This window comes from Nocardioides daejeonensis (assembly GCF_003194585.1).
Taxonomy (GTDB): Bacteria; Actinomycetota; Actinomycetes; order Propionibacteriales; family Nocardioidaceae; genus Nocardioides; species Nocardioides daejeonensis.
In genome coordinates this window covers 126150-149283 of sequence record NZ_QHKZ01000005.1, presented here as the reverse complement: position 1 = coordinate 149283, position 23134 = coordinate 126150, and the positions used below count along the sequence as shown (strand labels likewise).

Here is a 23134-nt window from a genome sequence, read left to right as displayed (position 1 = left end):
GTTGAGGGTCAGCGGCGAGATGCGATACGCAGCTCGCCGGCACGGCGGCGATGCCAGGCGGAGCTGCCCAGCCAGTTGTCCAGCACCATCGCTCGGCGCAGGTAGAGGTGCGGGTCGGCCTCCATCGTGATGCCCATCCCGCCATGGACCTGGATGCAGCGCTCGGCTGCGAAGACAGCTGCCTTGCCGGCAGCGGCCTTCGCCGCATGCACCTGCATCTCGGCCTCGTCCTTGTCGTTCTCCACCGCCCAGGCCGCATGGAGCGTGAGATCCCACCCAGCCTTGGCCAGGGCGACGGCCTCAGCCAACTGGAAGGCGACGCCTTGGAACGAGCCGATCACCCGCCCGAACTGCTCACGTGTCCGGGCATGTCCACCCGCCAGGGCGATGGCCCCTTGAGCGACACCGCAGAGCTCGGCCGATGCAACGAGCGTAGCCCGCTGGGCGCCCCTCCCCTCCGGAAGGGCGGTGCCGGCCGAGGGCAGCACGTCGGCCAGCGGCTGGGACGGATCGAAGGAGACGCGCTCGCGAAGCTCGGTGGCCTCGCCGATGGTGACACCGTCACGACCGAGCGCGACCACACGATCGGCACCTGACGCATACGGCACCAAGGTCTTCGTCACCGGCGAGTCGGCAGTACCGGCCAGACCGAGCCATCCGGCGACGCCGGGCTCGTCGACCGCGGGGACCCACCGCTGGTCGCCCGCAAGCGCGCTCGTGAGATCCGCGCCCGCGCCCACCGCCAACTGGAGGGCGGCGGCGTGGGCGACGAAGGCCGACGGCGCCAGGCACTGGCCCAACGCCTCGACGGCGACCAGCAGGTCGATCAGGCTCGACCCGACGCCACCTGCGCCCTCCGGCACACCGAGGACGCTGAAGTCGCGCAGCAGCACCTCGTCGCAGCCGGGAGGCTGCCAGCCGTGCTCCAGGGCGGCCCGGGTACTCACCACTCCGCCGTCGGCCATCGCGCGCACGGTCTTGGCGATATCGGACTGCTCCTGCGTGAACGTTGCTCTCATGCGATCTCTCCACTCACCGCGAGCGGGGCAGGTCGAGCACCCGCTCCGCCAGGATCGACTTCTGGACCTCTTCTGACCCGCCCTCGATGGTGTGTGCCCGGGCCCGCAGGTAACGGCGCATCCGAGCCGCGGCACCCTCGGTGTCCATGAGCACACCCGAGGCACCGTCGAGTTGCACGGCGAGGCGGTTGGCGTTCTGCACAACCCCCGCCCAAAGGCTCTTCAGTGCTGACGTCTCCGGCCCGGGGGCCGCGCCGGCGCGTGTCTCGCCCACCATCCGCATCGATCCGACCCGGACCGCCTCGGCTGTGCAGTGCAGGTCGCCGACCGCGTCGACCACGGCCTGGTCCTCGATCGCCCCGGTCTCGATCGCGATGTCAATGACCCGGTCGACAGCCTCCCGTGCCCACACCCACAGGTTGAGAGCCATGCTCCCGCGCTCGAAGGCGAGGGTGGTCAGCGCGACCTTCCATCCGTTCCCGATGCCGCCGAGCACGTCCTCGTCGGCGACGAAGACGTCGTCGAGGAACATCTCGTTGAACTCCTGGTCGCCGTTGATCATCGTCAGCGGGCTGACCCGGAACTTGTCCATGTCCGCCAGGAAGTAGCTGATGCCTCGGTGCTTGGCGGCCTGGCCGTCGGTGCGCACCAGCAGCATGCACTTGGAGGCGTGGTGCGCGTTCGAGGTCCAGATCTTGGAGCCGTTGACGACCCAGCCACCATCGACCTTGATCGCCGAGGTCCGCAGGCTGGCCAGGTCGGAGCCCGAGCCGGGTTCGCTGAACCCCTGGCACCAGTACTCCTGGCCAGCGAGGATCGGCGGCAGGTAACGCGCCAACTGAGCCGGGTTCCCGTGGGTGAGGATCGTGGGCCCGGCCAGCATCATGCCGACGCCGTTGAGCGGGTACGGCGCACCGCGGCGCGCGCACTCCTCGTTGAAGATCGCCTGGGAGAGTGCGTCCATCCCCCGCCCGCCGTGCTCGATGGGCCAGGAGAGGCCGACCCAGCCGCCTTCGGCGAGCCGGTCCTGCCAGACCCGCGACCACTCCTCGCGCTCCGTCTGCGGCAGTGACTCCTGCTCGGGGATGTCGACCATCGCCGCGTCGATCCAGGCAGCCGCCTCCGCACGGAAGGCCAGCTCCTCAGCGGTGTCCTCGAAGTCCATCTCAGCCCACCTCCAGGGCGTCACGCAGTCGAGCCTTGTAGAGCTTTCCATTGGGGTCGCGCGGCAGCTGGTCGTGGACCACGTAGGCGTGCGGGCGCTTCGCGGCCGCGAGCCGCTCGCTCAGGTGAGCGCGCAGGTCGACCAGCGCCTCGTCGACGTCGGTGACCTCGGGGAGCAGGGCGACGTGAGCGACAGGCACCTCTCCGAGGTCCGCGTCGAGCCGCGCGACGACGCCGGCGTCCGCGACGAGCGGATGCGAGAGCAGCGCGGACTCGATCTCCGCCGGGTAGACGTTCACCCCGCCGACCAGGATCATCTCGCTGGCTCGACCCGTGATGTAGAGGAAACCGTCCTCGTCGACATGGCCGATGTCCCAGACGGTCAGCAAGCCGTCGCGCCGTGACGCGGCAGTCTTGTCCGGGTCGTTGTGGTACTTGACGGTGTCGTCTCCCTGCCTCATGTAGACGATCCCGGACTCGCCGGTGGGCACCTCGTTGCCGTCGTTGTCGAGAATCTTCAACGTCGATATCGAGGCCACCCGGCCGACCGTGCCAGGGTGCGTCAACCACTCGTCGGGTCGGGCGATGGTGGTGCCGACCTCGGTGGACCCGTAGTACTCGTAGACCACCGGTCCGAACCACTCCATGATCCGCTGCTTGACCTCGAGGGGGCACGGCGCCGCCCCGTGGATCACATACTCGAGCGAGTCGATGCTTGCCCGGTCGCGGATCTCCGTCGGCAGCTGGAGCAGCCGGTGGAAGTGGGTCGGCACCATGCTGGTGCCTGTCACCTGCCGTTCCTCAACGCGCCGCAGGAACCCCTCCGGCGTCCAGCCGCGCATCAAGACCAGGGTCCCCCCTGCATGGAGTGCGCCCATGGCCGGCGTGATGTTCGCCGAGTGGTAGAGCGGCGCGGAGACAAGCCAGGAGCCGAATGCGGAGCGCGCCATGCCGAACTCGGAGAAGAGCCAGAGGTAGGTCCGGGCACCCTCGTCGGCGGTAGCGCCGGACAGCGGTCGGCGTACGCCCTTGGGGCGGCCGGTGGTGCCCGAGGTGTACATCATCAGCGAGCCGGCAGGCGTCTCAATCGGAGACGACGCCGACATGCCTCGGGTCAGCGACTCCCATGGCAGGGCCCCGTGCTGCGGCTCGCCGTCCACGGCGACCGGCACGCCAGCGGCTGCAGCGACCACAGCCTCCTCGGCGCGCGTCGAGCAGACCACGAGTCCCGCGCCGCTGTCCGCGAGGATGTACTCGATCTCGTGACGCGTCAGGTGGTAGTTGATCGTGACGAGATAGAGGCCGCTCTGCATTGCCGCCAGGTAGAGCGCAACCATGCCGACCGAGTTGTTCATCACGCAGGCCACCGTGTCGCCCTCGGTGAGCCCGTGGAGCTCCCGGAAGCCATGACTGATCCGATTCACCTCGGCGAAGAGCTCGCCGTAGGTGATCGGCGTGTCCTCCGCATCGATCACAGCGATCAGGTCCGGCTCGGCCGCCGCCCACAGACGGAAGCCGATGCGGTCCTCCTCAGACATGCTCAACCCCTTGGACTTAGTTCCGACCATTCGGTATGTTCTAGGTCAACCTTAGAGGGGACCTGATCCGATGTCCACACCCCAGCTCGACGAACTCGCGGCACTGCACCATGCGCGGCGGATGGCGCCACCCACCCATCTCGGCCGCGGCATCCATGCGCTCGCGGTTCCCCTGGCCGGCTCCCCCCTGCGCTCCGTCTTCGTCTATGCGGTGGAGACCAGCGCCGGGCTCGTCCTCATCGACGCCGCCTACGACCACCCGACGTGCTGGGAGAGCCTGGTCGACTCCCTCGCGCAGACGGGCTACAAGGTCTCGGACGTGATCGCCGTACTGCTCACTCACAACCACCCTGATCACGTGGGCTTGGCGGATCGGATACGACGAGCCTCGGGGGCGGAGGTGGTCATCCATGCCGACGACGACTTCGCCCGCCAGCATGCTTCGCGGGGGCGTTTCCTCGAACAGCTGCGCACGGTCCTCGACCAGACCGGCGCGCCCGCGGACGTCATCGAGGAGATGTTCGTCGCCGCCACGAAGGTCGCCGTGCATCACGAGGATCTCGTCGCCGATCGCCTCCTCACCGAGCCCGAGGTCGACCTGGTCTTCGGTGACGTCACCATCCGGGCGATCCACGCACCCGGGCACACCTACGGGCATACGGTCTACCTGCACTCGGGTGGCACCATCTTCACCGGCGACACCCTGATGCCGGAGGGACCCACGCAGCTTGCCCTGGCCCCACTCGCGGACGACGACCCGACGGGCCAGCTCCTCGCCACCGTGGCGCGCATCTCGGAGCTCGGCGCCACCCTCGCCTGCCCGGCCCACCAGTACCCCTTCACTGGCATCGAGGAGCGTTGCCGAGAGCTGTATGGACTGCATCGCGCAGAGGCCGCGCGAGCCCTCGCCCTGGGGACGCAACCGGTCGAGGCGTGGGCGGTCACCCCCCACCTCACATGGGCCAAGCCCTGGGACCAGATGGGCATCAGCACCAAGCGCTTCGCCCTCGTCCACACCCACGCCCTGCTCAAGACCCGCTCGGGAGATCTCCGATGAGTGCATCCGACACGACCGACAACCATGTGCGCGCGGCCTCCGTCACGACGCCGTGCCCCGACGACCCTGCCGCGGCCCTCACCGTTGGTCCTCACCCCGCACCCTCCCCACGCGAGGGTTGGACCCGGTTGCGGGTTCGCGCCGCTGCGCTCAACATGCACGACGTCTGGATGCTGCGCGGCATCGCTCCACTGCCGGGCAACGGCCCCTGCATCCTGGGTAGCGACGCCGCCGGCGTCGTCGGCGACCGCGAGGTGATCGTCTATCCCGTCGCTCCCCCGCCGAGCGAGGGGTCCCGACCACGCACGACCGTCTCACAGGGGGTACTCCTCAGCGACATCGGCCACGGACTGCTTGCGGAGGAGGCCGTCGTGCCGACGGGGCACGTGGTCGACAAACCCGCGCACCTGACGTGGCCCGAGGCCGCCGCACTGCCCACCGCATGGCTGACCGCCTATCGGATGCTGCACACCCAGGGTCGACTGAGGGCCGGGGACACCGTGCTCATCCAGGGAGCGGGCGGCGGCGTCGCCACCGCCGCCATCGTGCTGGCGAAGGCCCTCGGTGCGAGCGTGATCGCGACCTCCCGCTCCGCGCAGAAGCGGGACCAGGCGATCGCCCTCGGCGCGGACCTGGCGCTGGCGACCGGCGAACGGCTCCCGGATCTCGCTGACGTGGTCATCGAGACGGTCGGCCCGGCTACCTTCGACCACTCGCTCGCCTCTACCGCTGTCGGTGGCCGCGTGGTCGTCTGCGGGGCCTCGACGGGCTTCCAGGTGGAGCTCAACCTCGCCCGCCTCTTCGCCAGGGAGATCTCGGTCCAGGGCTCGACGATGGGCACCTTGCAGGAGTTCACCGCCCTGATGGGCCTGGTCGACCAGCATCAACTCAGGCCTGCGGTGGACAGCACCGTGCCTCTCGACCAGGCGCCCCAGCAGGTACGCCGGATGTTGAGCGGAGAGGCCTACGGCAAGTTGGTGGTGAGCATCTGATGACTACCGACGCAGTCGTCATCAACCGCCGGGGCCCGGTACTGCACGCCCGGATCAACCGAGCCGACTCCGGCAACGCCTGCAGCAGTGCGGTGATGGCAGGGTTGGAAGGCTGGCTGGAGGAGGCGCACGCACCGGAGGTCCGTGCCCTCGTGCTGACCGGGACGGGCCGCTCCTTCTGCGCCGGCGCAGACATGGCCGAGGGCACGGCGCTCCTGGCAGACCCGAAGGCGTTGCAGGCCTTCCTGCGCCGCGGCCGTGACCTTGTCTTCAACCTGCGCTCGGCTCCGGTGCCGACGGTAGCCGCGGTCAACGGAGCGGCGTACGGCGGCGGCCTGGAGTTGACCCTCGCCTGTGACATCGCCATCGCCGGGCAGAGCGCTCGCCTCGGCGACCGGCACCTGCGTGTCGGCCAGGTCCCCGGCTGGGGCTCGAGCGCCATGCTTCCCAGCGCGGTCGGCCAGGCATGGTCACGCCGGCTGCTGCTGACCGCCGAGGCGCTTACCGCCGCCGAGGCGGCGAGCATCGGCCTGGTCACCCAGGTGGTGCCCGATGACGAACTCGACGCAGCAGCCCTCCGTCTCGCCACCAGCATGGCCGAGCACGAGCCCGAGGTCAGCACCCGGATGCTGCGCCTCGCCCGTGCCTCCCGAGCCGAGGAAACCTCGGCATGGGATCTGGAATGGCAGGCACAGTTGGAGAACCTTGCCGCCCAACGCCCCGGGCCTCAACCCCACCTCCACGCCGACCCCGACTGACCCCACGCAGTTAGTCACGCCCCTGGTGGTCGAACCCGCCGAGCCCAGTGGTCGGGCCCAGTGGTCGAGCTTGTCGAGACCATTTCTGTAGCCGGTCTCGACAAGTGGTTCCTGAGCCTGTCGAAGGGCTCGACCACCGGGGGCTGTGCTCGACCTCAGGCGTAGGTCCAGGCCGGTTCCAGGTCGGGCTGCATCTCGCGCAGTGATCGCTTGAGCACCTTGCCGGAGGCGTTCGTGGGGAACTCGTCGACGAGGTAGAACTCCTTGGGCTGCTTGTAGCCGCCCAGATGCTGGCGCGCGTGCGCGACCAGGTCGTCTACCCGCAGCTGCGGCCGGCCGATGACGAAGGCGACCGGCACCTCGACCCAGACCGGGTGGGGAGCGCCGACGACGGAGACCGCCAGAACGTCGGGGTGCTCGGCCAGGGCCGCCTCGATCTCGGCGCTGGCGATGTTCTCCCCTCCGCTGCGGATCATGTCCTTCAGCCGGTCACGGATGAAGAGGAAACCGTCCTCGTCGATGATCCCGACGTCGCCCGTGTGGAACCAGCCGCCACGGAAGGCGACGGCGGTCGCGTCGTCGTCATCGAGATAGCCGGAGCTCACCTTGGGGCCGCGTGCAACGACCTCGCCCGGCACCCCTGGGGGGACCTCGTTGTCGTCCTCGTCGACCACCCGCACGTCGACCCAGGCGACCGGCGTTCCCACCGAGCCCTGCTTGGACTCGGCATGGCCCGCGTCCATATAGGTCAACGCGCTGCAGGTCTCGGTCAAGCCGTATCCCTCGATAAGCCTCGCTGCGGGGAAAAGATCGCGAGCCACCGCATGGAGCGGCCGGGTGACCTGGGAGTAGATGATCCACCGCATGCTGCCGAGCTCCGGCGGCTGGGTCGCACTCTCGGCAGCGCGCCTCAGCATGTCGAGCATGGTGGCGCCCAGCACCATGCCGGTGACGCGCTCCTCACCGATCACGCCGAGCACGGCGGTCGGGTCGAAGCGCCGCTGCAGCACCAGGCAGCCGCCCGCATGCCAGACGGCGAAGCCTGGGATGTCGGTGCCACCGACGTGGTAGAGCGGCGCGAAGACGAGCAGTCGCTCCTGCGGGGTGAGACCCAGCTCGAGGACATGCACATGCATGTTCGCGTTCACGTTGCCGTGGCTGAGTCGGACGCCCTTGGGCAGCGAGGTCGTTCCGGAGGTGTAGACGACCCGTTGCAGGTCGTCGGCCTCCACCTCCACATCGGCCACGCGCTGCCCTTGCCCCTGCTGGATCATTGCCCGCACCGACTGCCAGCCGTCGATCGGTTCGAGCGCGAGTCGCTCGACGTCGAGCGAAGCGAGCTCCAGCGCCTCGGCCGTGACCGGGGCGAACTCAGGGACGGTGGCCACAGCATGGACGCCGGCATGCCCGATGAGCTGCGCCAGCTCACCGCCGGTGAGCCGGTAGTTCAGAGGCACCAGGACCCCGCCCAGCTTGGCCAAGGCAAGGGCAAGGACGAGATATTCGGGGACGTTGTTGGCAACCACCGCGACACGCGTGTCCCGGCCGAGACCCCGGGCATGCAGCGTCGCCGCGAGAGCGTTGACGTCCCGATCGAGGTCTCCGTGACTCCAGCGTCGTCCCTCGAAGACCAGGGCCTCCGCGTCGGGGAAGCGCCGGGCGTTGCGCAGCAGCATCCGGCTCAGGTTCACGGTGCTCATCGTGCGGCTCCAGTCGTCTTCGCCTCGTCCTCTCGGAGGACGCGTTTGAGTACCTTGCCCGAGTCGTTGCGTGGCAGGGAGTCGACCAGGGCGAAGTCGCGCGGCACCTTGAACTTCGCCAGGTTGGCACGGCAGTGGGTGCGCAGGTCGTCCTCCGTCAGCAGGACACCGCCGTGCGCGATCACGAACGCCTTCGGGACCTCGTCCCACCGCGCGTCGGGCACGCCGATCACGGCTACCTCAGCGACCGCCGGATGGGCGGCTAGGACGCGCTCGATCTCGGCAGTCGCGACGTTCTCGCCGCCCGACTTGATCAGGTCCGTGCGCCGATCCACGAACCAGAGGTAGCCGTCCTCGTCGAGGTAGCCCACGTCGCCGGTCAGGAACCAGCCGTCACGACGGCTGCGCTCCGTGGTCTCCTCGTCACGCCAGTAGCCGGCAGAGACCTTCAGCCCACGCACGATGATCTCGCCCTGCTCACCGGCGGGCAGCTCGTTGAAGTCGCCGTCCACGATCCGCAGCTGCACACCGGCGACCGGCGGCCCGAGCGAGCCCACCTTCTCCTGCTCGTGCGCGGCGTCCATGTAGCAGGCGCCGTTGGTCAGCTCGGTCATGCCGTACGTGTCGACGAGGCGTACCGCCGGCAGCAGCTCCTTCACCTGGCGCCGTACCGTCGGGGCGACCCCAGCGAAGAGCAGGTACTTCACCTCCGCCAGGTCCGCCATCCGGCCGATCTCCTTGATCCCGAAGAGGATCTGGGCAGCCAGCACGAGACCCGTGACGCGCTCGCGACGTACCGCCTCGGCAATGTCCTCGGGCTTGAAGGTCGGGCACAGCACCATGGTGCCCCCGGCGACGAAGGTGGCCAGTCCAGGTGCCTCCAGGCCGCTCACGTGGAAGAGCGGTGCAGAGATCAGGATGCGATCCGCAGGCGTCAGCTCCAGCTCCAGCACCTGGGCGTAGTGGTTGGCCGCCACGTTGCCGCAGGTGTGCATCACGCCCTTCGGGCGCGACGTCGTCCCCGAGGTGTAGAGCAGCCGGTGCAGGTCACCGGCGGACTTCTCGGCGTCCGGCACGCGCGTTCCGGCTGGCACTCCGGCGAGAAGATCGCCCAGGAGCGGACCCGACACGACACGACGGGTCTGGTTGCCGATCACCAACCGGAGACCGGTCTCGGCCGCCACCACCTCGGCGTCGTCGTTGAAGTCATCGTCGGCGAGCAGCACCGAGATTCCGGCCTGGTCGATGATCCAGGCCTGCTCCGTCGCGTGCAGCCGCCAGTTCAGCGGCACGGAGACGGCTCCGATCCGACTGAGGGCAAGGAGCTCCAGCACGTACGACGCATGGTTGCGAGCGAGGATCCCGACGAGGTCGTCTGCCGTCACCCCACCGGCCAGCAGTGCGGCGGCGTACCGATCCACCTCGGCGTCGAGCTCGGCGTACGTCCAGCGTTGGTCACCGTCCACCAACGCCTCGTGGTCGCCCCGCCGGTTCGCCTGCCTGCGGAGCGTCTGGGTGAAGTTCAGGGTCGCCATCAGGCGTCGCTCTCTGTCTCGCCGGCCCGCAGGGCCAGGATCTCCTCCCTGGTGGGGAGCGACACGAACTCGAGCAGGTTGCCGTCGAGGTCGCGGGCTGCGAAGGCGTGGATGAACCCGTAGTTGGGGAGCATCACCTTGTTGGGCGGAGTAAGGCACTCACCCCCGCAGGCGACGACCCGGTCGTAGACCTCGTCGAGCTCGTCACGGGGCACCTCGAAGCTGAGCAGGAAGGTGCCGAGCTCGAGGTGTCCGGCGGTCTCGCTGCGCCGCTTGACGCCGTTCCACTCGATCAGCTCCAGCTGCCCGATCTTGCTGGGCCCCTGGAGGTACTGCACCTTTCCGGTGGTGCCGGGAGGCAGGCCCAGGGAGGTCTCGATGCCCGGGCCACCGACGTCGGTGCGCAGAGTCTTTCGATAACCGAGCGCCTTCTCGTAGAAGGCCGCAGCCTTCTCCACGTCGGAGACGGTGACGGCCACGTGGTGCACTTCGCTGACTGGCATCTGCTGGTCCCTCCCGGGATTGGTCGAGGTGATGGGGTCAGTTCCCCTGGAGTGCCTGCTGGATCAGTGCGACCTCGTCGTTCCCGTCCTCCGGGACGATGAAGCCGTCGAGATCGCAGATCTGACCAAGGGCGTCGTGGACGGCCTCGGGGTCGACCGGCTCGGTCCCGCCGTACCATCCGCGGGTGGAGCCGACGAAGAGCCGCGCCACCCGGCCGCCACTGGCCGAGATGACGTGGTGGGTGAGCTCGCACCGCTCGGAGACGAGGTACGCCGCCACCGCGGCGACGTGGCGCGGGTCGAAGTGGTCGGCCAGCTCACCGAGCAGCCCTTCGGTCATCCGGGTGGCCGCGGTCGGAGACAGCGCGTTCACGCGGATGCCGTGGCGCGCTCCCTCGACGGAGAGCACGTTCATGAGGCCGAGCAGACCTGCCTTGCCAGCGGCGTAGCTGGCCTGCCCGTAGTTGCCGAGCAGGCCGGAGGCCGAAGTGGTCAACAGGATCCGCCCGTAGCGCTGCTCGATCATGTGCGGCCAGGCCGGACGAAGCACGTGGAACGCGCCGCGCAGGTGGACGTCGAGCACGGGGTCGATGTCGTCGGGAGTGATCTTGGCGAAGGTGCGGTCCCTCAGGATGCCTGCGTTGTGGATCACCGCGTCGATCCTGCCGAAGGTGTCCACGGCGAGCGCGACGAGAGCCTCGCCGCCCTCGGGGTCGGCCACCGAGTCGGTGGAGGCGATCGCCGTGCCGCCGGCGGCACGGATCTCGTCCACCACCCCTTGTGCCGCAGCAGCGTCGCCGCCGGCACCGTGCACCGAGCCGCCGATGTCGTTGACCACGACCGCAGCACCGCGCTCAGCCAGCAGCAGTGCATGTGCCCGTCCGATACCGTTGCCGGCCCCCGTGACGATCACGGTGCGTCCGGTGAAGTCGATGCGCGACTCGTTCACCTCTTCTCGCCCCCCAACGCATTGCCGAGGACGGCGACGAACGCCACGCAGGACCCAGGTTGCCCGCCCAGGTTCTGGGTCAACGCCAGTTCGGCGTCGGGAACCTGCCGTTTCCCTGCCTCACCGCGCAGTTGCAGCCAGGCCTCGAACATCATCCGTAGCCCAGTGGCCCCGATCGGGTGGCCGAACGACTTCAGCCCGCCGTCGGGATTCACCGGCAGCGCACCGGAGAGCTCGTAGCGGCCGTCGAGCACGTCGCGCCATCCCTTGCCTCGCTCGGAGAAGCCGAGATCCTCCATCAACACCAGCTCGGTAGGGGTGAAGCAGTCATGCACCTCAGCCAGGTCGATCTGGGTGGCCGGGTCGGTGACGCCTGCCTGCTCGTACGCCACACGGGCCGCCTCCACGACCTCGGGAAAGGTCGAGAAGTCGTAGCCGTCGGTCGCCAGGCCCTCTCCCGACCCGGAGACGAAGCCCATGCCCCGCAGGAAGATCGGCTTGTCCGTGTACTTGTGCGCGTCCTCGGCGCGGACCAGGATCGCGGTCGCCGCCCCGTCGGAGACACCCGAGCAGTCCATCACACCGAGGGGTCCTGCGATGCGAGGCGCCTTCTCGACGGTCTCGGCACTGACCGGCTTGCGGAACTGGGCGCGTTCGTTGAGGGCGCCGTTCGCATGGTTCTTGACGGCGATCGCGGTGAGGACCTGCCGCAGCGTCTGGTCGTCGACTCCGTGGGCACTCTGGTAGGCGGGGGCCAGCAAGGAGAACCCTGCCGGGGCCGTCCAGTCGACATCCGATCCGTCGGCAGGCGGCCACACTGCGGTCAGTCCTGAGACGTTGGCGTCCTTGAGCTTCTCCACCCCCGCAGCCATCACCATGTCGTAGGCACCCGACGCAACGGCGTAGGCAGCATTGCGGAATGCCTCCGATCCGGTGGCGCAGTAGTTCTCGACCCGGGTCACCGGCTTGCCGCTCATGCGCAGCGGCTTGGAGAGCGTCTGCCCGCTCATCCCCGACCCCTGCGTGCCGACCCAGAAGGCGTCGATGTCGGAGAGCGTCAGGCCCGCGACCCCGGCAACGGCCTCGTTGACCGCTTCGACGACCAGGTCGTCGGCCGAACTGGTCCAGTGGTCACGGAAGGGCGTGCAGCCCATCGCGACGATGGCAACGTCGTGGATCATGCGGTTACTCGACATCGGATCCCTCCACAGGGCGCAGCTTCCAGAAGTAGTTGTGAATGCCCTCGGTGGTCCACATCCGGCGGAAGGTGGGCCGCATCCGAGCTCCGACCGCCACGTCGTCGGCAGCTACATCGGTGGCGTAGCCACTGAGCCGGCCGCCCCCGTCGAAGTCGGCGACCACCACGGCGACCGATGGAACCGGCATCGTGGTGAGGAGGTCCTGCGTGACGCTGACGACCGTCGCCTCACTCGCGTGGAGCAGCTCGGGCTTGCCGCCTGCCGTCGATCCGCAGCCGGCACAGGCCTTGCCCGGCGGTGTGGTGACAGTCGAGCAGTCCGCGCAGCGAACCGCTTCGAGTCGGTACTTCCAACCACGTCGACGATGCATCGGCGGTGCGGCTGGCGGCGCAGATGCAGGACGCGCCGGTCCCTGTACGTCGAGCAGCCCCTTCCAGCGCAGGTGGTCCGCATAGGCGACGGGCTGGCGACGCGCGACCAGCTCGGCGACGCTGCGGCCGCGACGCGCCGTACGGACGCCGTCGCCGACCCGGAGCAGCCAGGCGTCGGCCCCATCCGCCGCCGAGACCAGCAGGATGGTCTGACCGGGCTCGGCCCGGTCGAGCGCATCAGCGAGCAGCAGACCGGGGTGCGCTGCCCCGGTGAAGCCGACCACGGCCTCCAAGGCGGCGTCGGAGCCGTCGGAGCCGAGGGCCCGGCGCAACGCAGCTCCGGCACGCGGGTTGGTGGAGCTCACCACCACGATGTCCGCGCTCTCGACACCGGCCGCCTCCAGCGTCGAGCGGACGGCGTCACCTGCGGCCTCAACCAGCACGTCGGCTGTGAAGCGCTCATCCCAGGTGCGGTCCACCACCTCGCCGGGCAGCCGCCAGCGATCAAGGAGCTCGAGGGTCCGGGAGCCGCGACCGAGCAGCTCAGCCGCCGCGGCGGTGCCGCCGAGGAAGGCGACTGCGGCATCACCCTGCCCGAGCTCGTCGGGGGCGCCGGGGCGGGTCAGTCGGGTGTCGGACGCGACCGCCAGCGACGACGACTCCACGGCCAGATCGAGGGCGGTGAACCCGGCACGGTGCCCCGCGAGGTCGACCGCGGATACTGCCGCACTCAGCCCCAGCGCTTCGTGGACCAGGGTCGCGGCCGTGCGCGCGGTGTACGGCGCGGAGGTGCTGGCGACCAGCAGGCGCGGAGCGGACTCCGTCGACTCGCCCAAGAGGCCCGCCACCTCGACCGCCATGGTCAGGGCGTCTTCGTCGTGGTTCGCCACGCTTCGGCAGCGTCGTCCGCCGAGGGAGGGCCCGGGTCCGAGCCGGGTGTCGTTGAGCAGGTGAAGTGGCAGATAGGCGGCGTACGCCGAGATGCCAGGACGGTCAGGCATGGGGTGAGGTTGCTCCGTTCCATTGAGGGACGGCGGCCAGGAGCCGCTTGGTGTAGTCGACCTCGGGATGGAGCAGCACGGTGTCGACCGCTCCAAGCTCGACGATCTCGCCCTGGTACATGACGGCGATCCGGTCGCACAGATCGCTGGCGAGCATCAGGTCGTGGGTGACGAAGAGGAGGCCGACACCGAGATCGGCAGCAAGGCTGCGCAGCAGGACGACGACCTCAGCCTGCGTCGTGACGTCCAGCGCGGTGGTGCACTCGTCGGCGACGACCAGAGCCGGCTCCGTGACCACGGCAAGCCCGATGGCCACCCGCTGCCGCAGGCCACCGGAGAGCTGATGCGGGTAGCTGTCCAGAACTCGTCCGGTGTCGGCGATGCGCATCCGCTCCAGCACCTGTGCGGACCGGGCGGCGATCTGGTCCTTGCCGATGCCCGGAACGTGCCGCCGCAGCACCTCGGCAAGCTGGCTGCGCACGGTGAAGAGAGGGTTGAGGGATCGCGACGCGTCTTGGAAGACCATGCCCGCGTGCTTGCCGCGAATGGAGACGGTGCGGTCGGCAGCGGGCGAGACGATCTCTTCTCCGCGCAGCGAGATCGAGCCGCCCGCGATCGTGATGTTGCTCTCCAGCAGACCCAGTACGGAGCGAGCGAGCGTGGTCTTGCCACTGCCGGACTCACCGACCAGACCGACCACCTCGCCGGGGGCGACGGTGAGACTCACACCGTGCAGGAGGGTGAGACTCCGGTCCATCACGGCTGCGGTGACGGTCAGGTCGCTGACCTCGAGAAGCGTTCCGCCGGCGTTCATCGCTTCCTCTTCCGGGGGTCGTTGTGGGTGAGCAGCGCGTCGCCGAGGAGGTTGACCAGGAGGACGACCGAGGTGATGGCGATGCCGGGGAAGAGTGCCACCCACCAGGCGTTGGTCAGCACGTCCTGACCGGCCGAGAGCATGGCTCCCCAGCTCACGTCGGGAGGCAACACGCCCATGCCGAGGAAGCTCAACGCGGACTCGACCAGGATCGCGGTCCCCACCTGCAAGGAGCCGAGGGCAACCACCGTTCCTATCAGGTTGGGGATGATGTGCCGGAAGACGATGCGCGGCTCGGAGGCTCCTGCCGCACGGAGGCCCATCACGAACTGGCGCTCGCGCACCTCCATCGCCACCGATCGTGTGACGCGGGCGCAGGGCGCCCAACCGGTGAGCGCGAGCACCAGGAAGAGCACCGGGAGGGAGTTGCCGCGGTTGGCGATGATGGCCAGCGCAATGAGGATGAACGGCAGTGCCAGCTGCGCGTCGATGAGGCGCGAGATGACGATGTCCACCCAGCCGCGGTAGTAGCCGGCGACGACACCGATGAGTGTGCCCGGGCCGATGGCCACCAAGGCACCGACCACGCCGATGAAGAGCGTGAGCCGGCCGCCCGCGACCATCTGGCTGAGGATGTCCTGCCCGAGCTTTCCGGTGCCGAGTGGATGTTCCCAGGTACCTCCGGCAAGCCAGACCGGCGGAGCCAGCGTGTTGTCGAGGTCCTGTGCGTTGGGGTCGGGCAGCAGCCCTGTCAGCGGCAGGATCACCACGGTCGCCGCGATGGCGAGCAACGGCAGGGAGAGCCAGAACACCGAGGTGCGTGCCCGCTTGGTGCGGATACGCCGCGGAGTCACTTCGTCGAGGGCCGCGATCGCTTCGGTCATCCCACTCACCTCACTCTCGGGTCGATGAGGGCGTGGAGCAGGTCGACGAGCTGGTTGAGAAGCACGAAGGTGATCGCGCCGAAGACCACGATGGCCTGAACGAGCGGGAAGTCGCGGAACTGGATCGCCTGCAGTGCCAACTGACCGAGGCCGGGCCAGGCATAGACGTACTCGACGGCAACAGCGCCGGAGAGCAGTGTGCCGGCCTGCAGGACGACGATGGTCAGCACCGGGAGGGAGGCATTCTTGAAGGCGTGCTTCCACACGATGCTTCCGGCGCTCAGGCCCCGGGCGCGCGCAGCGTCGATATAGGGCTCGCGGAGGACGTCGCTCATCGTGGCGCGCGTGAGCCGGGCGACGTGTGCCATCGGATAGAGCGACATCGTCAAGGCCGGCAGTACCAGGTGCTGCACGCTCCCGGACTGCCCAGCCGGCAGCAAACCCCATTGGACGGCGAAGAGCAGCACGAGCATCATGCCGAGCCAGAAGACCGGGATCGACTGCCCCAGGAGAGCGAGAGCGGACGCTGCGCGGTCCCACCAGCTGCCCTCGCGCGTGGCGGCCAGCACGCCCAGCGGCACGCCGATCACGATGGCGATGAGCATGCCGGCCCCGACCAGCTGCAGCGTGAACGGCACGCGATCGAGGATCATCGTCAGGTTGGGTTGGTAGAACTGGAGCGAGTTGCCCAGGTCTCCGGTGAAGATGCCGCCGAGATAGTCGAAGTACTGCAGGAGCAGCGGCTGGTCGAGCCCGAGCTCGGCGCGCAGATCGGCGCGCTGGCCCTCCGTTGCCATCGGGCCGAGGATCGAGGCGGTCGGGTCACCGGAGAGCCGGCCCAGGGCGAAGGCGATGCTGATCGCGATCAGCAACGTGACCAGGACGGCGGCCACCCGGATCAGGATCCGGCGAATCATCTCTTCTCCCTCCACCGCGCACCTGGCATCGCGGCCAGCAGTTTGCGCGTGTAGTCGTGTCGAGGCGCGTTCAGCACTTCCTCGGTCGGCCCTGCCTCGACGACCTCGCCGTGCAGCATCACCATCACGTGGCTGCACAGGTTGCGCACGACGGCAAGGTCGTGACTGATGAAGAGCATCGAGGCGCCGCTGTCGGCCAGGGACTCGCGGAGCAGGTCGAGCACGTCGGCCTGCACGGAGACGTCCAGGCCCGAGGTGGGCTCGTCGGCAACGATCAGCCGCGGTCGCATGAGCAGGGCTCGAGCGATGCAGACCCGCTGCGCCTGGCCGCCGCTGAGCTGATGCGGATAGCGATCGAGCATCTCGGGACCGAGTCGCACCTGGTCCAGCAGTGCAACGTCATCGGTCCACGAGGTCCGCTTCGGCTGCAGCCGTCGCAGCTCGCGGAAGCCGGAGCGCACGGACTGGCGCGGGTCGAGGGATCCGTGCGGGTCCTGGAAGACGACCTGGACCTCGGGCCGCAGCGCGCGCAACTGCTGCTTGCTCAACGTATCGAGGTCACGACCCAACAGCTCGATCTTTCCCGAGGTGCGCGGGCCGAGGCCGGTGGCGGCCATGGCCAGGGTGGTCTTGCCTGAGCCCGACTCCCCGACGACGCCGACGGTATCTCCGGGCTGCATGCTCAAGGAGACGCCGCCGACTGCACGGAAGAGCTCCCTGGACTTCTCACGTCGATGTTCGACGACGAGGTCGGTGATGTCGAGCACCGGCCCGGCCGGCGCGGAGGAGGAGTCCGCGCCGACCAGGCTGGTTCCGTGGGATGTGCTGGTCATGTCAGCCGACGGTCACGCCGGTGAAGTCAGAGGCGTTGATCGGGTTGTAGACCAGGCCGGAGACGTTCTTGGCCGTGGCGATCGCATACACCTGACGGTAGAGCGGGATGTAGCAGTTCTTCTCCACGACGGCGATCCTGTTGATCTCGTCGTAGATCGCCTCGGCCGCCTCCTTGTCCGGGGCCGCCACGGCCTCGTCGGCCATCGCGTCCAGCTTCGGGTCTCCACAGTTCTTGGTGATCGACGCGGAGCGGACGAACCCGTTGACGAAGAAGGAGGGAACCGCGACGTTCGGCACCGCGGCGAAGATGTAGAGCCCGTCGAGCTCGCCACCGCCGACCTGCGTGACCAGACTGCCGTAGTCGATCGGGTTGTACTTCACCTTGAAGCCAACCGCCTCGAGCTGGCCACCGACTGCTTGGGCGACCTCCTCGATGTTGGTGTACTGCCCGGCAGGGTAGGTAACCGTGACGGCGACCGAGCGTCCGCCCATGAGGCTCTTGGCCTCGTCGACGTCCTGGGTGACGACATCGTCGGGCTGCTCACCGGGCTTGACGTTCAGCAGGCCACCATCGGCTGCCGCGGCGCCCTGGAAGATTCCGCTGACGATCTGGTCACGATTGACCGCGAGAGCCGCAGCCTTCGCGACGTCCGCATCGTTGAAGGGCGCCTTGTCGGTCTGCAGGAAGCCCACGATCTTCATCGCCGACTCCGTTGCCATCACCTCGAGGTCGGCCTTCTTGGCCTCCTCCTGCTGGGTCGGGGGCAGGTCGTAGACCACGTCGGCACTGCCACTACGCAGCAGGGCCAGGCGCTGCGACGCCTCGGACGACCAGCTGTAGACGATCTTCTTGGTCTTGGCTGCGTCACCCCAGTAGTCCGGGTTGCGAACCACCGTCATGTCCCGGCCTGCACGCTGGCCGTCGAACAGGTAGGGGCCGGTGCCGATCGGCGCGGCGGAGAAGCCCTCCGGACCCTTCTCGGCGTAGTAGGTGGGCGGAATCATGTAGATGGTGCCCAGGTTGTTGACGAGGTCGTACTGCGGAGCCTTGGTCTTGATCACCAGCGTCGTCGGGTCCGGCGCCTCGAACGACTCGGCGTTGGTCCAGAAGGACTTCAGGATCGAGGTCGGCTCGTCACGGACCTTCGTCAGGGCGAAGACCGCCGCCTCGGCGTCAGCCGGCTCGCCGTTGCTGAAGGTGACCCCGTCGCGCAGCGTGAACGTCCAGGTGGTGTCGTCGGTACGTTCCCAATCGGTGATCAGGCCGTCCTTCGTCGGTTCGAGATTGAGGTCGGTGTGCACCAACGGCTCGATGACGGTGTCCCAGACGACCTGACCGGAGCGAGCACCGGCGATCGGGTCGAGAGTGGTGGGCTGGGCGGCGAGCACGACTCGGAGGGTGTCCGAGCTGCCACTCGCGGAGCTATCGCTTCCGCAAGCCGCGAGCCCGGCGATCATGAGCCCGGCCGCGGCGAGGGCAGCCGCCGAACGGCGGAACCCCCTGCGCTTCTGATTGAACATGGTCCCTCATCTTTCCTGCGGTGTGGATTCAGCGCTTCCGAGACGACGATCACAAAGTACCGACCAGCCGGTATCAAGTCAACAGCCAAATGAGATCGGGCTCACACGAGCCTGAGCCGGACGGTCGAGGAACCGCCTCAGGCACGCTCTCGGAGCCAGCCGGAGACGATCGTCAGGTACTCCTCGTTCTCCTCGACGTAGGGGAAGTGCCCCGAGTCAGCAAACTCGTGGTACGCCGACCCAGGGACCAGCTCATGGGTCCGCCGCGCACCCACCGCGACCGGGAAGGTCCAGTCACGCGCCGCCCCGAGGACAAGCGTCGGAACGACGCCGATCTGCGGAATCCGCTCGGCGAGGTCGCTGTTCTCCCAGATCCGCAGCGTCGCATTGAACGCGGCAGCGCTGCCGCCCGTCGGCATCGGCACGTCCCGACCAAGGAAATCTGGATCGGCGAAGTAGGCCGAGCGGGCCAGCGCCGTGATGCGATCGAACTCCTCGTCACTGGCCTTGGGGACCATGAGGTGGTCGCGGATCACCTCGAACTGCTCGTCACTGTGGCTGGCCGCTCGGGCCGCGCGCATCGACTCGTCCATGTGGTCCATGATCGAGGTCGAGCAGGAGATGACCAGTGCGTCCAGATCGCCCGGGTGGTCGAGCGCGTAGGACTGCACGACGTAGCCGCCGAAGGAGTGCCCCAGCACGCTCCACCTCTCGAGGCCGAGAGCCTGACGCAGCCGGTGCAGTACGTCGGAGAGCCGGCCAACCGTCGACCACTGCTCATAGTCGGCTGGCGTGTCACTTCCGCCGTTGCCAGGGAGATCCACGAACACCAGAGTGCGCTCCGCCCCCAGAGGGTCGAGCCAGGGCCGGAAGCCCTTGTACCCGTATCCCATGCCTCCGTGCACGATGAGCAGCGGAGCACCGGTGCCGATGATCTCGCAGTGCACCTCGTAGCCGTCGATCGGAACCCTGCGCTTGCCGTTCTCCAGTTGGACCATCTCCACACCTCTCGGAACTCGATTGCAGACCCGCGGTTTACATTCATACCGACTGGTACGTATGCTCGCACCATGTCCACCACCTTGTCACGTGAACGAGGCGATCGCGTTGCCGTGGTCCGGTACGACAACGCCGCCCGGGGCAACAGCTTCGGGCTCGCTCAGCTGGACGAGCTCGCCACCACCCTCGAACGGGCGGCTGCCCGGCCGGAGTGTGCCGTCGTACGGCTGGACATGGCCGGGCGCCACTTCTGCGGAGGGTGGGACACGAGCTCGTTCGCCTCGCTCGCCGCCAGCGGCACCGACGCGGTCGCCGCGAGCCTGCGCACCAGCGACGAGTTGTTGGCGCGGATCCGCGACCTTCCCGTCCCCGTAGTCGCCGGCGTCCGCGGCAAGGTGATCGGCTTCGGCGTTGGATTGCTCGCCGCCCTGCACCTGAGCATCGCCGCCGACGACGTCGAGCTATCGATGCCGGAGGTCGGCTTCGGCTTCGCACCCGCCGGCGTCGGCCACCTCATCGCCCAGGCACTGCCCCGCGCTCAGGCGTACGCGCTGCTCACTCACGGCACCGCCGACGCGAAGCAGCTCGCCTCCTGGGGGCTGGTCTCACGGGTTGTGCACGGCGGCGACCTGGACCAGCAGGTGGACGGCCTCGTGGAGACCTTGGCGCGGATCCCCGCGGGCACTCTCCGCGCCGTGGTCGAGGTGGTCGAGTCGAGCCGCGTCACGGGCCGGCCCGACCGTGCCTACGAGATCGCGGCTCGGACGGTCACCACCGCTCTCACCCAAGGAGACACCCGATGAACCATCACGGCGGCGCAGCCCCGCCCTTCGCGCCGGGCGAGCCGGCCTGGGTGGAACTGTGTACCGCCCGGCCGGACCAGGCGGAGGCGTTCTTCCGGGCGCTCATGGGTTGGACGGTACGGCGCGAGCAGTTCGGCCAGGGCGCCTACCGGATCTGCGAGGCAGGCGGCCACGATGTCGCCGGCATCATCGACTCCGCCCTGCTGCACGCGGGCCGACGGCACGGGTGGATCACCTACTTCGCCGTCGACGACATCGAGAGTGCCATCGACCGCGCCACCTCGCTGGGGGCAACGGTCCTGCTCGAGCCGCGCCACCTGCCCGCCGCCGGCACCGGCGCGACCATCGTGGATCCCCAAGGCGCCGTTCTGGGGCTCTACGAAGCGGGGGCACGAGCGGGGGTCGAGGCCCTCAACTCGATCGGCTCACTGTGCTGGAACGAGATCTCCACCGGCGACCCGGCCGGCACCGCTGCCTTCTACGGCGCACTCTTCGGCTTCACCGCCGACCTGCTCCGTTCCTCGACGGGCCAGCCGTACTCGGTCCTCAAGCTGGACGGGCAACCCGTCGCAGGCCTGCTGACTTTGGAGAGCGCCTGGCCGAACGAGCTCCCCGCCCGCTGGGTCCCCTACTTCAACGTCGCCACGCTCGCCGACGCGATCGACCGGGTCGTCAGCCTGGGGGGCGCCTCCGTGATCGGCCCGGTATCGAGCCCGAACGGGACCCTTCACGTCGTGCACGACTCCGAGGAGAACCCGCTCTACCTCATCGAACTCGAGTCCTCATTACGTACGGCCCCGTTCGCACCAGCCCGACAGGCAGGCCCCCATGACTGAACCTCTCACCGAGCCGCTCTTCGACACCCGCGAGTTCCGGGACGCCTGTGGCCAGTTCCCGACCGGGGTCACTGCTGTCACTGCCGTCACCGGCGACGGGCGACTCGCCGCGCTGACGGTCAACTCGTTCACATCGGTCTCCCTCGACCCGCCGCAGGTGCTCTTCTGCCTGGCGACCTCCTCCTCGAGCTTCCCCGTCCTCGAGGTCGCCCGACAGATAGCGGTGCACATCCTGCGCGAGGACCAGGAGGATCTGGCTCGACGCTTCGCGACCTCGGGACTCTCGGGCGAGACGAAGCTCGAAGGGATCGAGTGGTCCTCAGGCCCGGACGGCGTGCCGATCATCGAGAGCACGTCGGCCACCCTCGTGGGCCGGCCCGGGCCGATCATCACGAGCGGCGACCACGTCATCATCCTGATCGACGTCGACGAGGTCCATCACAAGCCCTCCGAGTTCACCGCCCTCGGCTTCCACCGCGGCCGATTCCTGACCCCGGGCTCGTGAGCACGACGCCCGGGGCAGCTCACGTGGCCGGGAAGGAGGCGCGGTCGACGGCCAGCCCGTCGAGGATCATCGTCGAGAACTGGTCGGCGACGTCCTGGATCTTCATGCTGCCGCCCGGGCGGAACCACTGGAAGGCCCAGGCGCACATGCCGAGGATGCCGAAGGTCACCAGGCGCGGGCTCGCGTCAGCCCGCAGTTGACCGGCGTCGATCGCCTCCTGGACCGTCTGACGGAAGAGCATGTCGACACGGTCGCGCTTCGCCGTCACGTCGGCGAGACGCTCGCCGGTCAGGTTGCGCCGCTCCTGCTGGAAGATCGCGACGTGGGGTCGATGCTTGGCGACCCCCTCGAGGCTGAGCAGGATCAGCGACCTGATCTTCTGGATCGGCTCCTCATCGCCTTCCGAGATGGCGACCGCCGCCTCCCACTGGGAGGCAAGGTACTCGTCCTGGATCTGCCAGAGCAGATCCTCCTTGCTCTGGAAGTGGTGGTAGAACGCACCTTTGGTCAGCTCTGCGTCCGAGACGATCTGTTGCAGCGACGTCCGATCGAAACCCTGCTCCTCGAAGAGGCGCAGGGCGCTGTCGACGAGTTGGCCCCGGGTCCGCCCAGGGTCGTAGCCGTCGGGCCACCTACGACGACCGGACTTCTTCTCCTCTGGCATCACTCTTCCCCGTTCGGCTTCATCGCTCAGTCGTAGTAACGGAAGACTATGTCCGCCACGCAGCAGACTGTGGCATCTGCAACGCGCTCGACGGTGACCCGAGCAGACGCCTGCACTCCGCCGCCGTCCTTCAGCACTGTGGCAGAAAGCAGCTCTGCCCGGGCACGAATCGGCTCGTCCGGTCTCACCGGCGAGACGAATCTGACCTTGTCGAGACCGTAGTTGACTCCCATCGAGGTCTCCTCGACCACCAGGATGTCCGCCAGCATCAGCGGCACGAGAGCCAGCGTGAAGAACCCGTGCACAATGGTCGATCCGAAGGGCCCCTGAGCGGCCCGCTCCACGTCGACGTGGATCCACTGGTGGTCCCCGGTCACCTCCGCGAAGGCATCTACCTGGGCCTGGCTGATCCGATGCTCCCCACTCGCGCCGAGCTCTCTGCCGACGAGCTCGAGAAGATCGCCCGGCCTGACCACGGTTGTGGTGCTGGGTGCAGACATTTCACGCCCCTTCATGGATAATACCGACCGGAGGGAATGCTAACACTCCGATCCGGCCGCACTCGCCCCTC

The 23134-nt window shown here is 68.5% G+C and carries 23 protein-coding genes; 6 read left to right on the top strand and 17 right to left on the bottom strand.

All coding sequences use genetic code 11. The features are described 5' to 3' along the window. Positions 1-8 precede the first annotated feature (8 nt). The 3 genes from DNK54_RS14265 to DNK54_RS14245 are packed head-to-tail and all read right to left on the bottom strand — an operon-like array spanning position 9 to position 3721. A complete protein-coding gene (locus tag DNK54_RS14265) occupies positions 9-1019 on the bottom strand; it encodes an acyl-CoA dehydrogenase family protein (protein WP_110207669.1) in 1011 nt (336 codons plus the stop codon). A 13-nt stretch (positions 1020-1032) separates the two neighbouring features. Further along, on the bottom strand, positions 1033-2184 hold the full coding sequence (locus DNK54_RS21160; RefSeq protein ID WP_162602475.1) for an acyl-CoA dehydrogenase family protein: 1152 nt from the start codon (positions 2182-2184) through the stop codon (positions 1033-1035). Between the two features lies 1 nt (position 2185). Continuing rightward, on the bottom strand, positions 2186-3721 hold the full coding sequence (locus DNK54_RS14245) for an AMP-binding protein (RefSeq protein ID WP_162602474.1): 1536 nt from the start codon (positions 3719-3721) through the stop codon (positions 2186-2188). A gap of 70 nt (positions 3722-3791) precedes the next feature. Between DNK54_RS14245 and DNK54_RS14240 the strand changes: the two genes are divergently transcribed. The 3 genes from DNK54_RS14240 to DNK54_RS14230 are packed head-to-tail and all read left to right on the top strand — an operon-like array spanning position 3792 to position 6528. After that, positions 3792-4778 (top strand): MBL fold metallo-hydrolase, encoded by a 987-nt coding sequence (locus DNK54_RS14240; protein WP_110207666.1) that lies wholly within the window; start codon positions 3792-3794, stop codon positions 4776-4778. After that, the gene (locus tag DNK54_RS14235) at positions 4775-5770 is read left to right on the top strand and encodes a zinc-binding dehydrogenase (RefSeq protein ID WP_110207665.1); all 996 of its coding nucleotides are present in this window, start codon (positions 4775-4777) and stop codon (positions 5768-5770) included. Before DNK54_RS14240 ends, DNK54_RS14235 begins: the two co-directional genes overlap by 4 nt. Continuing rightward, positions 5770-6528, top strand: coding sequence for an enoyl-CoA hydratase/isomerase family protein (locus tag DNK54_RS14230; protein WP_110207664.1), 759 nt, complete (start codon positions 5770-5772; stop codon positions 6526-6528). The genes DNK54_RS14235 and DNK54_RS14230 overlap by 1 nt, the downstream gene beginning before the upstream one ends. A gap of 155 nt (positions 6529-6683) precedes the next feature. Here DNK54_RS14230 and DNK54_RS14225 read toward each other — a convergent pair whose 3' ends face one another. The 12 genes from DNK54_RS14225 to DNK54_RS14170 all read right to left on the bottom strand — a co-directional run bounded on the left by DNK54_RS14225 (position 6684) and on the right by DNK54_RS14170 (position 19754). Further along, entirely contained in the window at positions 6684-8228 is a 1545-nt protein-coding gene (locus DNK54_RS14225) for a class I adenylate-forming enzyme family protein (protein WP_110207663.1), read from the bottom strand. Next, positions 8225-9763 (bottom strand): class I adenylate-forming enzyme family protein, encoded by a 1539-nt coding sequence (locus tag DNK54_RS14220; RefSeq protein WP_110207662.1) that lies wholly within the window; start codon positions 9761-9763, stop codon positions 8225-8227. The genes DNK54_RS14225 and DNK54_RS14220 overlap by 4 nt, the downstream gene beginning before the upstream one ends. Beyond that, the gene (locus tag DNK54_RS14215) at positions 9763-10266 is read right to left on the bottom strand and encodes a VOC family protein (protein ID WP_110207661.1); all 504 of its coding nucleotides are present in this window, start codon (positions 10264-10266) and stop codon (positions 9763-9765) included. Before DNK54_RS14215 ends, DNK54_RS14220 begins: the two co-directional genes overlap by 1 nt. Before the next feature lie 37 nt (positions 10267-10303). Then, positions 10304-11215, bottom strand: a complete 912-nt coding sequence (locus DNK54_RS14210; RefSeq protein ID WP_204164613.1) for an SDR family NAD(P)-dependent oxidoreductase — start codon at positions 11213-11215, stop codon at positions 10304-10306. Continuing rightward, positions 11212-12396: an acetyl-CoA acetyltransferase gene (locus DNK54_RS14205; protein WP_204164612.1), complete on the bottom strand. Its 1185-nt coding sequence runs from the start codon at positions 12394-12396 to the stop codon at positions 11212-11214. Before DNK54_RS14205 ends, DNK54_RS14210 begins: the two co-directional genes overlap by 4 nt. Before the next feature lie 4 nt (positions 12397-12400). Then, complete coding sequence (locus tag DNK54_RS14200) at positions 12401-13786, bottom strand: zinc ribbon domain-containing protein (RefSeq protein WP_110207659.1); 1386 nt, start codon at positions 13784-13786, stop codon at positions 12401-12403. Continuing rightward, positions 13779-14600: an ABC transporter ATP-binding protein gene (locus DNK54_RS14195; protein ID WP_110207658.1), complete on the bottom strand. Its 822-nt coding sequence runs from the start codon at positions 14598-14600 to the stop codon at positions 13779-13781. Before DNK54_RS14195 ends, DNK54_RS14200 begins: the two co-directional genes overlap by 8 nt. Further along, a complete protein-coding gene (locus DNK54_RS14190) occupies positions 14597-15484 on the bottom strand; it encodes an ABC transporter permease (RefSeq protein ID WP_110207657.1) in 888 nt (295 codons plus the stop codon). The genes DNK54_RS14195 and DNK54_RS14190 overlap by 4 nt, the downstream gene beginning before the upstream one ends. 5 nt (positions 15485-15489) lie before the next feature. After that, entirely contained in the window at positions 15490-16401 is a 912-nt protein-coding gene (locus DNK54_RS14185) for an ABC transporter permease (protein WP_110207656.1), read from the bottom strand. Next, complete coding sequence (locus tag DNK54_RS14180; protein ID WP_110207655.1) at positions 16398-17234, bottom strand: ABC transporter ATP-binding protein; 837 nt, start codon at positions 17232-17234, stop codon at positions 16398-16400. Before DNK54_RS14180 ends, DNK54_RS14185 begins: the two co-directional genes overlap by 4 nt. A 1-nt stretch (position 17235) precedes the next feature. Further along, positions 17236-18624, bottom strand: coding sequence for an ABC transporter substrate-binding protein (locus tag DNK54_RS14175; protein ID WP_162602473.1), 1389 nt, complete (start codon positions 18622-18624; stop codon positions 17236-17238). A gap of 269 nt (positions 18625-18893) precedes the next feature. Then, entirely contained in the window at positions 18894-19754 is an 861-nt protein-coding gene (locus DNK54_RS14170; protein ID WP_162602472.1) for an alpha/beta fold hydrolase, read from the bottom strand. 72 nt (positions 19755-19826) lie between these two features. Between DNK54_RS14170 and DNK54_RS14165 the strand changes: the two genes are divergently transcribed. The 3 genes from DNK54_RS14165 to DNK54_RS14155 are packed head-to-tail and all read left to right on the top strand — an operon-like array spanning position 19827 to position 21899. Then, positions 19827-20558: an enoyl-CoA hydratase/isomerase family protein gene (locus DNK54_RS14165; protein WP_110207652.1), complete on the top strand. Its 732-nt coding sequence runs from the start codon at positions 19827-19829 to the stop codon at positions 20556-20558. After that, positions 20555-21394 (top strand): VOC family protein, encoded by an 840-nt coding sequence (locus tag DNK54_RS14160; RefSeq protein ID WP_110207651.1) that lies wholly within the window; start codon positions 20555-20557, stop codon positions 21392-21394. The genes DNK54_RS14165 and DNK54_RS14160 overlap by 4 nt, the downstream gene beginning before the upstream one ends. Then, positions 21387-21899 (top strand): flavin reductase family protein, encoded by a 513-nt coding sequence (locus tag DNK54_RS14155; protein WP_110207650.1) that lies wholly within the window; start codon positions 21387-21389, stop codon positions 21897-21899. The genes DNK54_RS14160 and DNK54_RS14155 overlap by 8 nt, the downstream gene beginning before the upstream one ends. 19 nt (positions 21900-21918) lie before the next feature. Here the strand turns inward: DNK54_RS14155 and DNK54_RS14150 are convergent, their stop codons facing one another. Further along, complete coding sequence (locus tag DNK54_RS14150; RefSeq protein WP_110207649.1) at positions 21919-22563, bottom strand: TetR/AcrR family transcriptional regulator; 645 nt, start codon at positions 22561-22563, stop codon at positions 21919-21921. A gap of 26 nt (positions 22564-22589) precedes the next feature. Beyond that, the gene (locus DNK54_RS14145) at positions 22590-23063 is read right to left on the bottom strand and encodes a MaoC family dehydratase (RefSeq protein ID WP_110207648.1); all 474 of its coding nucleotides are present in this window, start codon (positions 23061-23063) and stop codon (positions 22590-22592) included. Between the last annotated feature and the right edge of the window lie 71 nt (positions 23064-23134).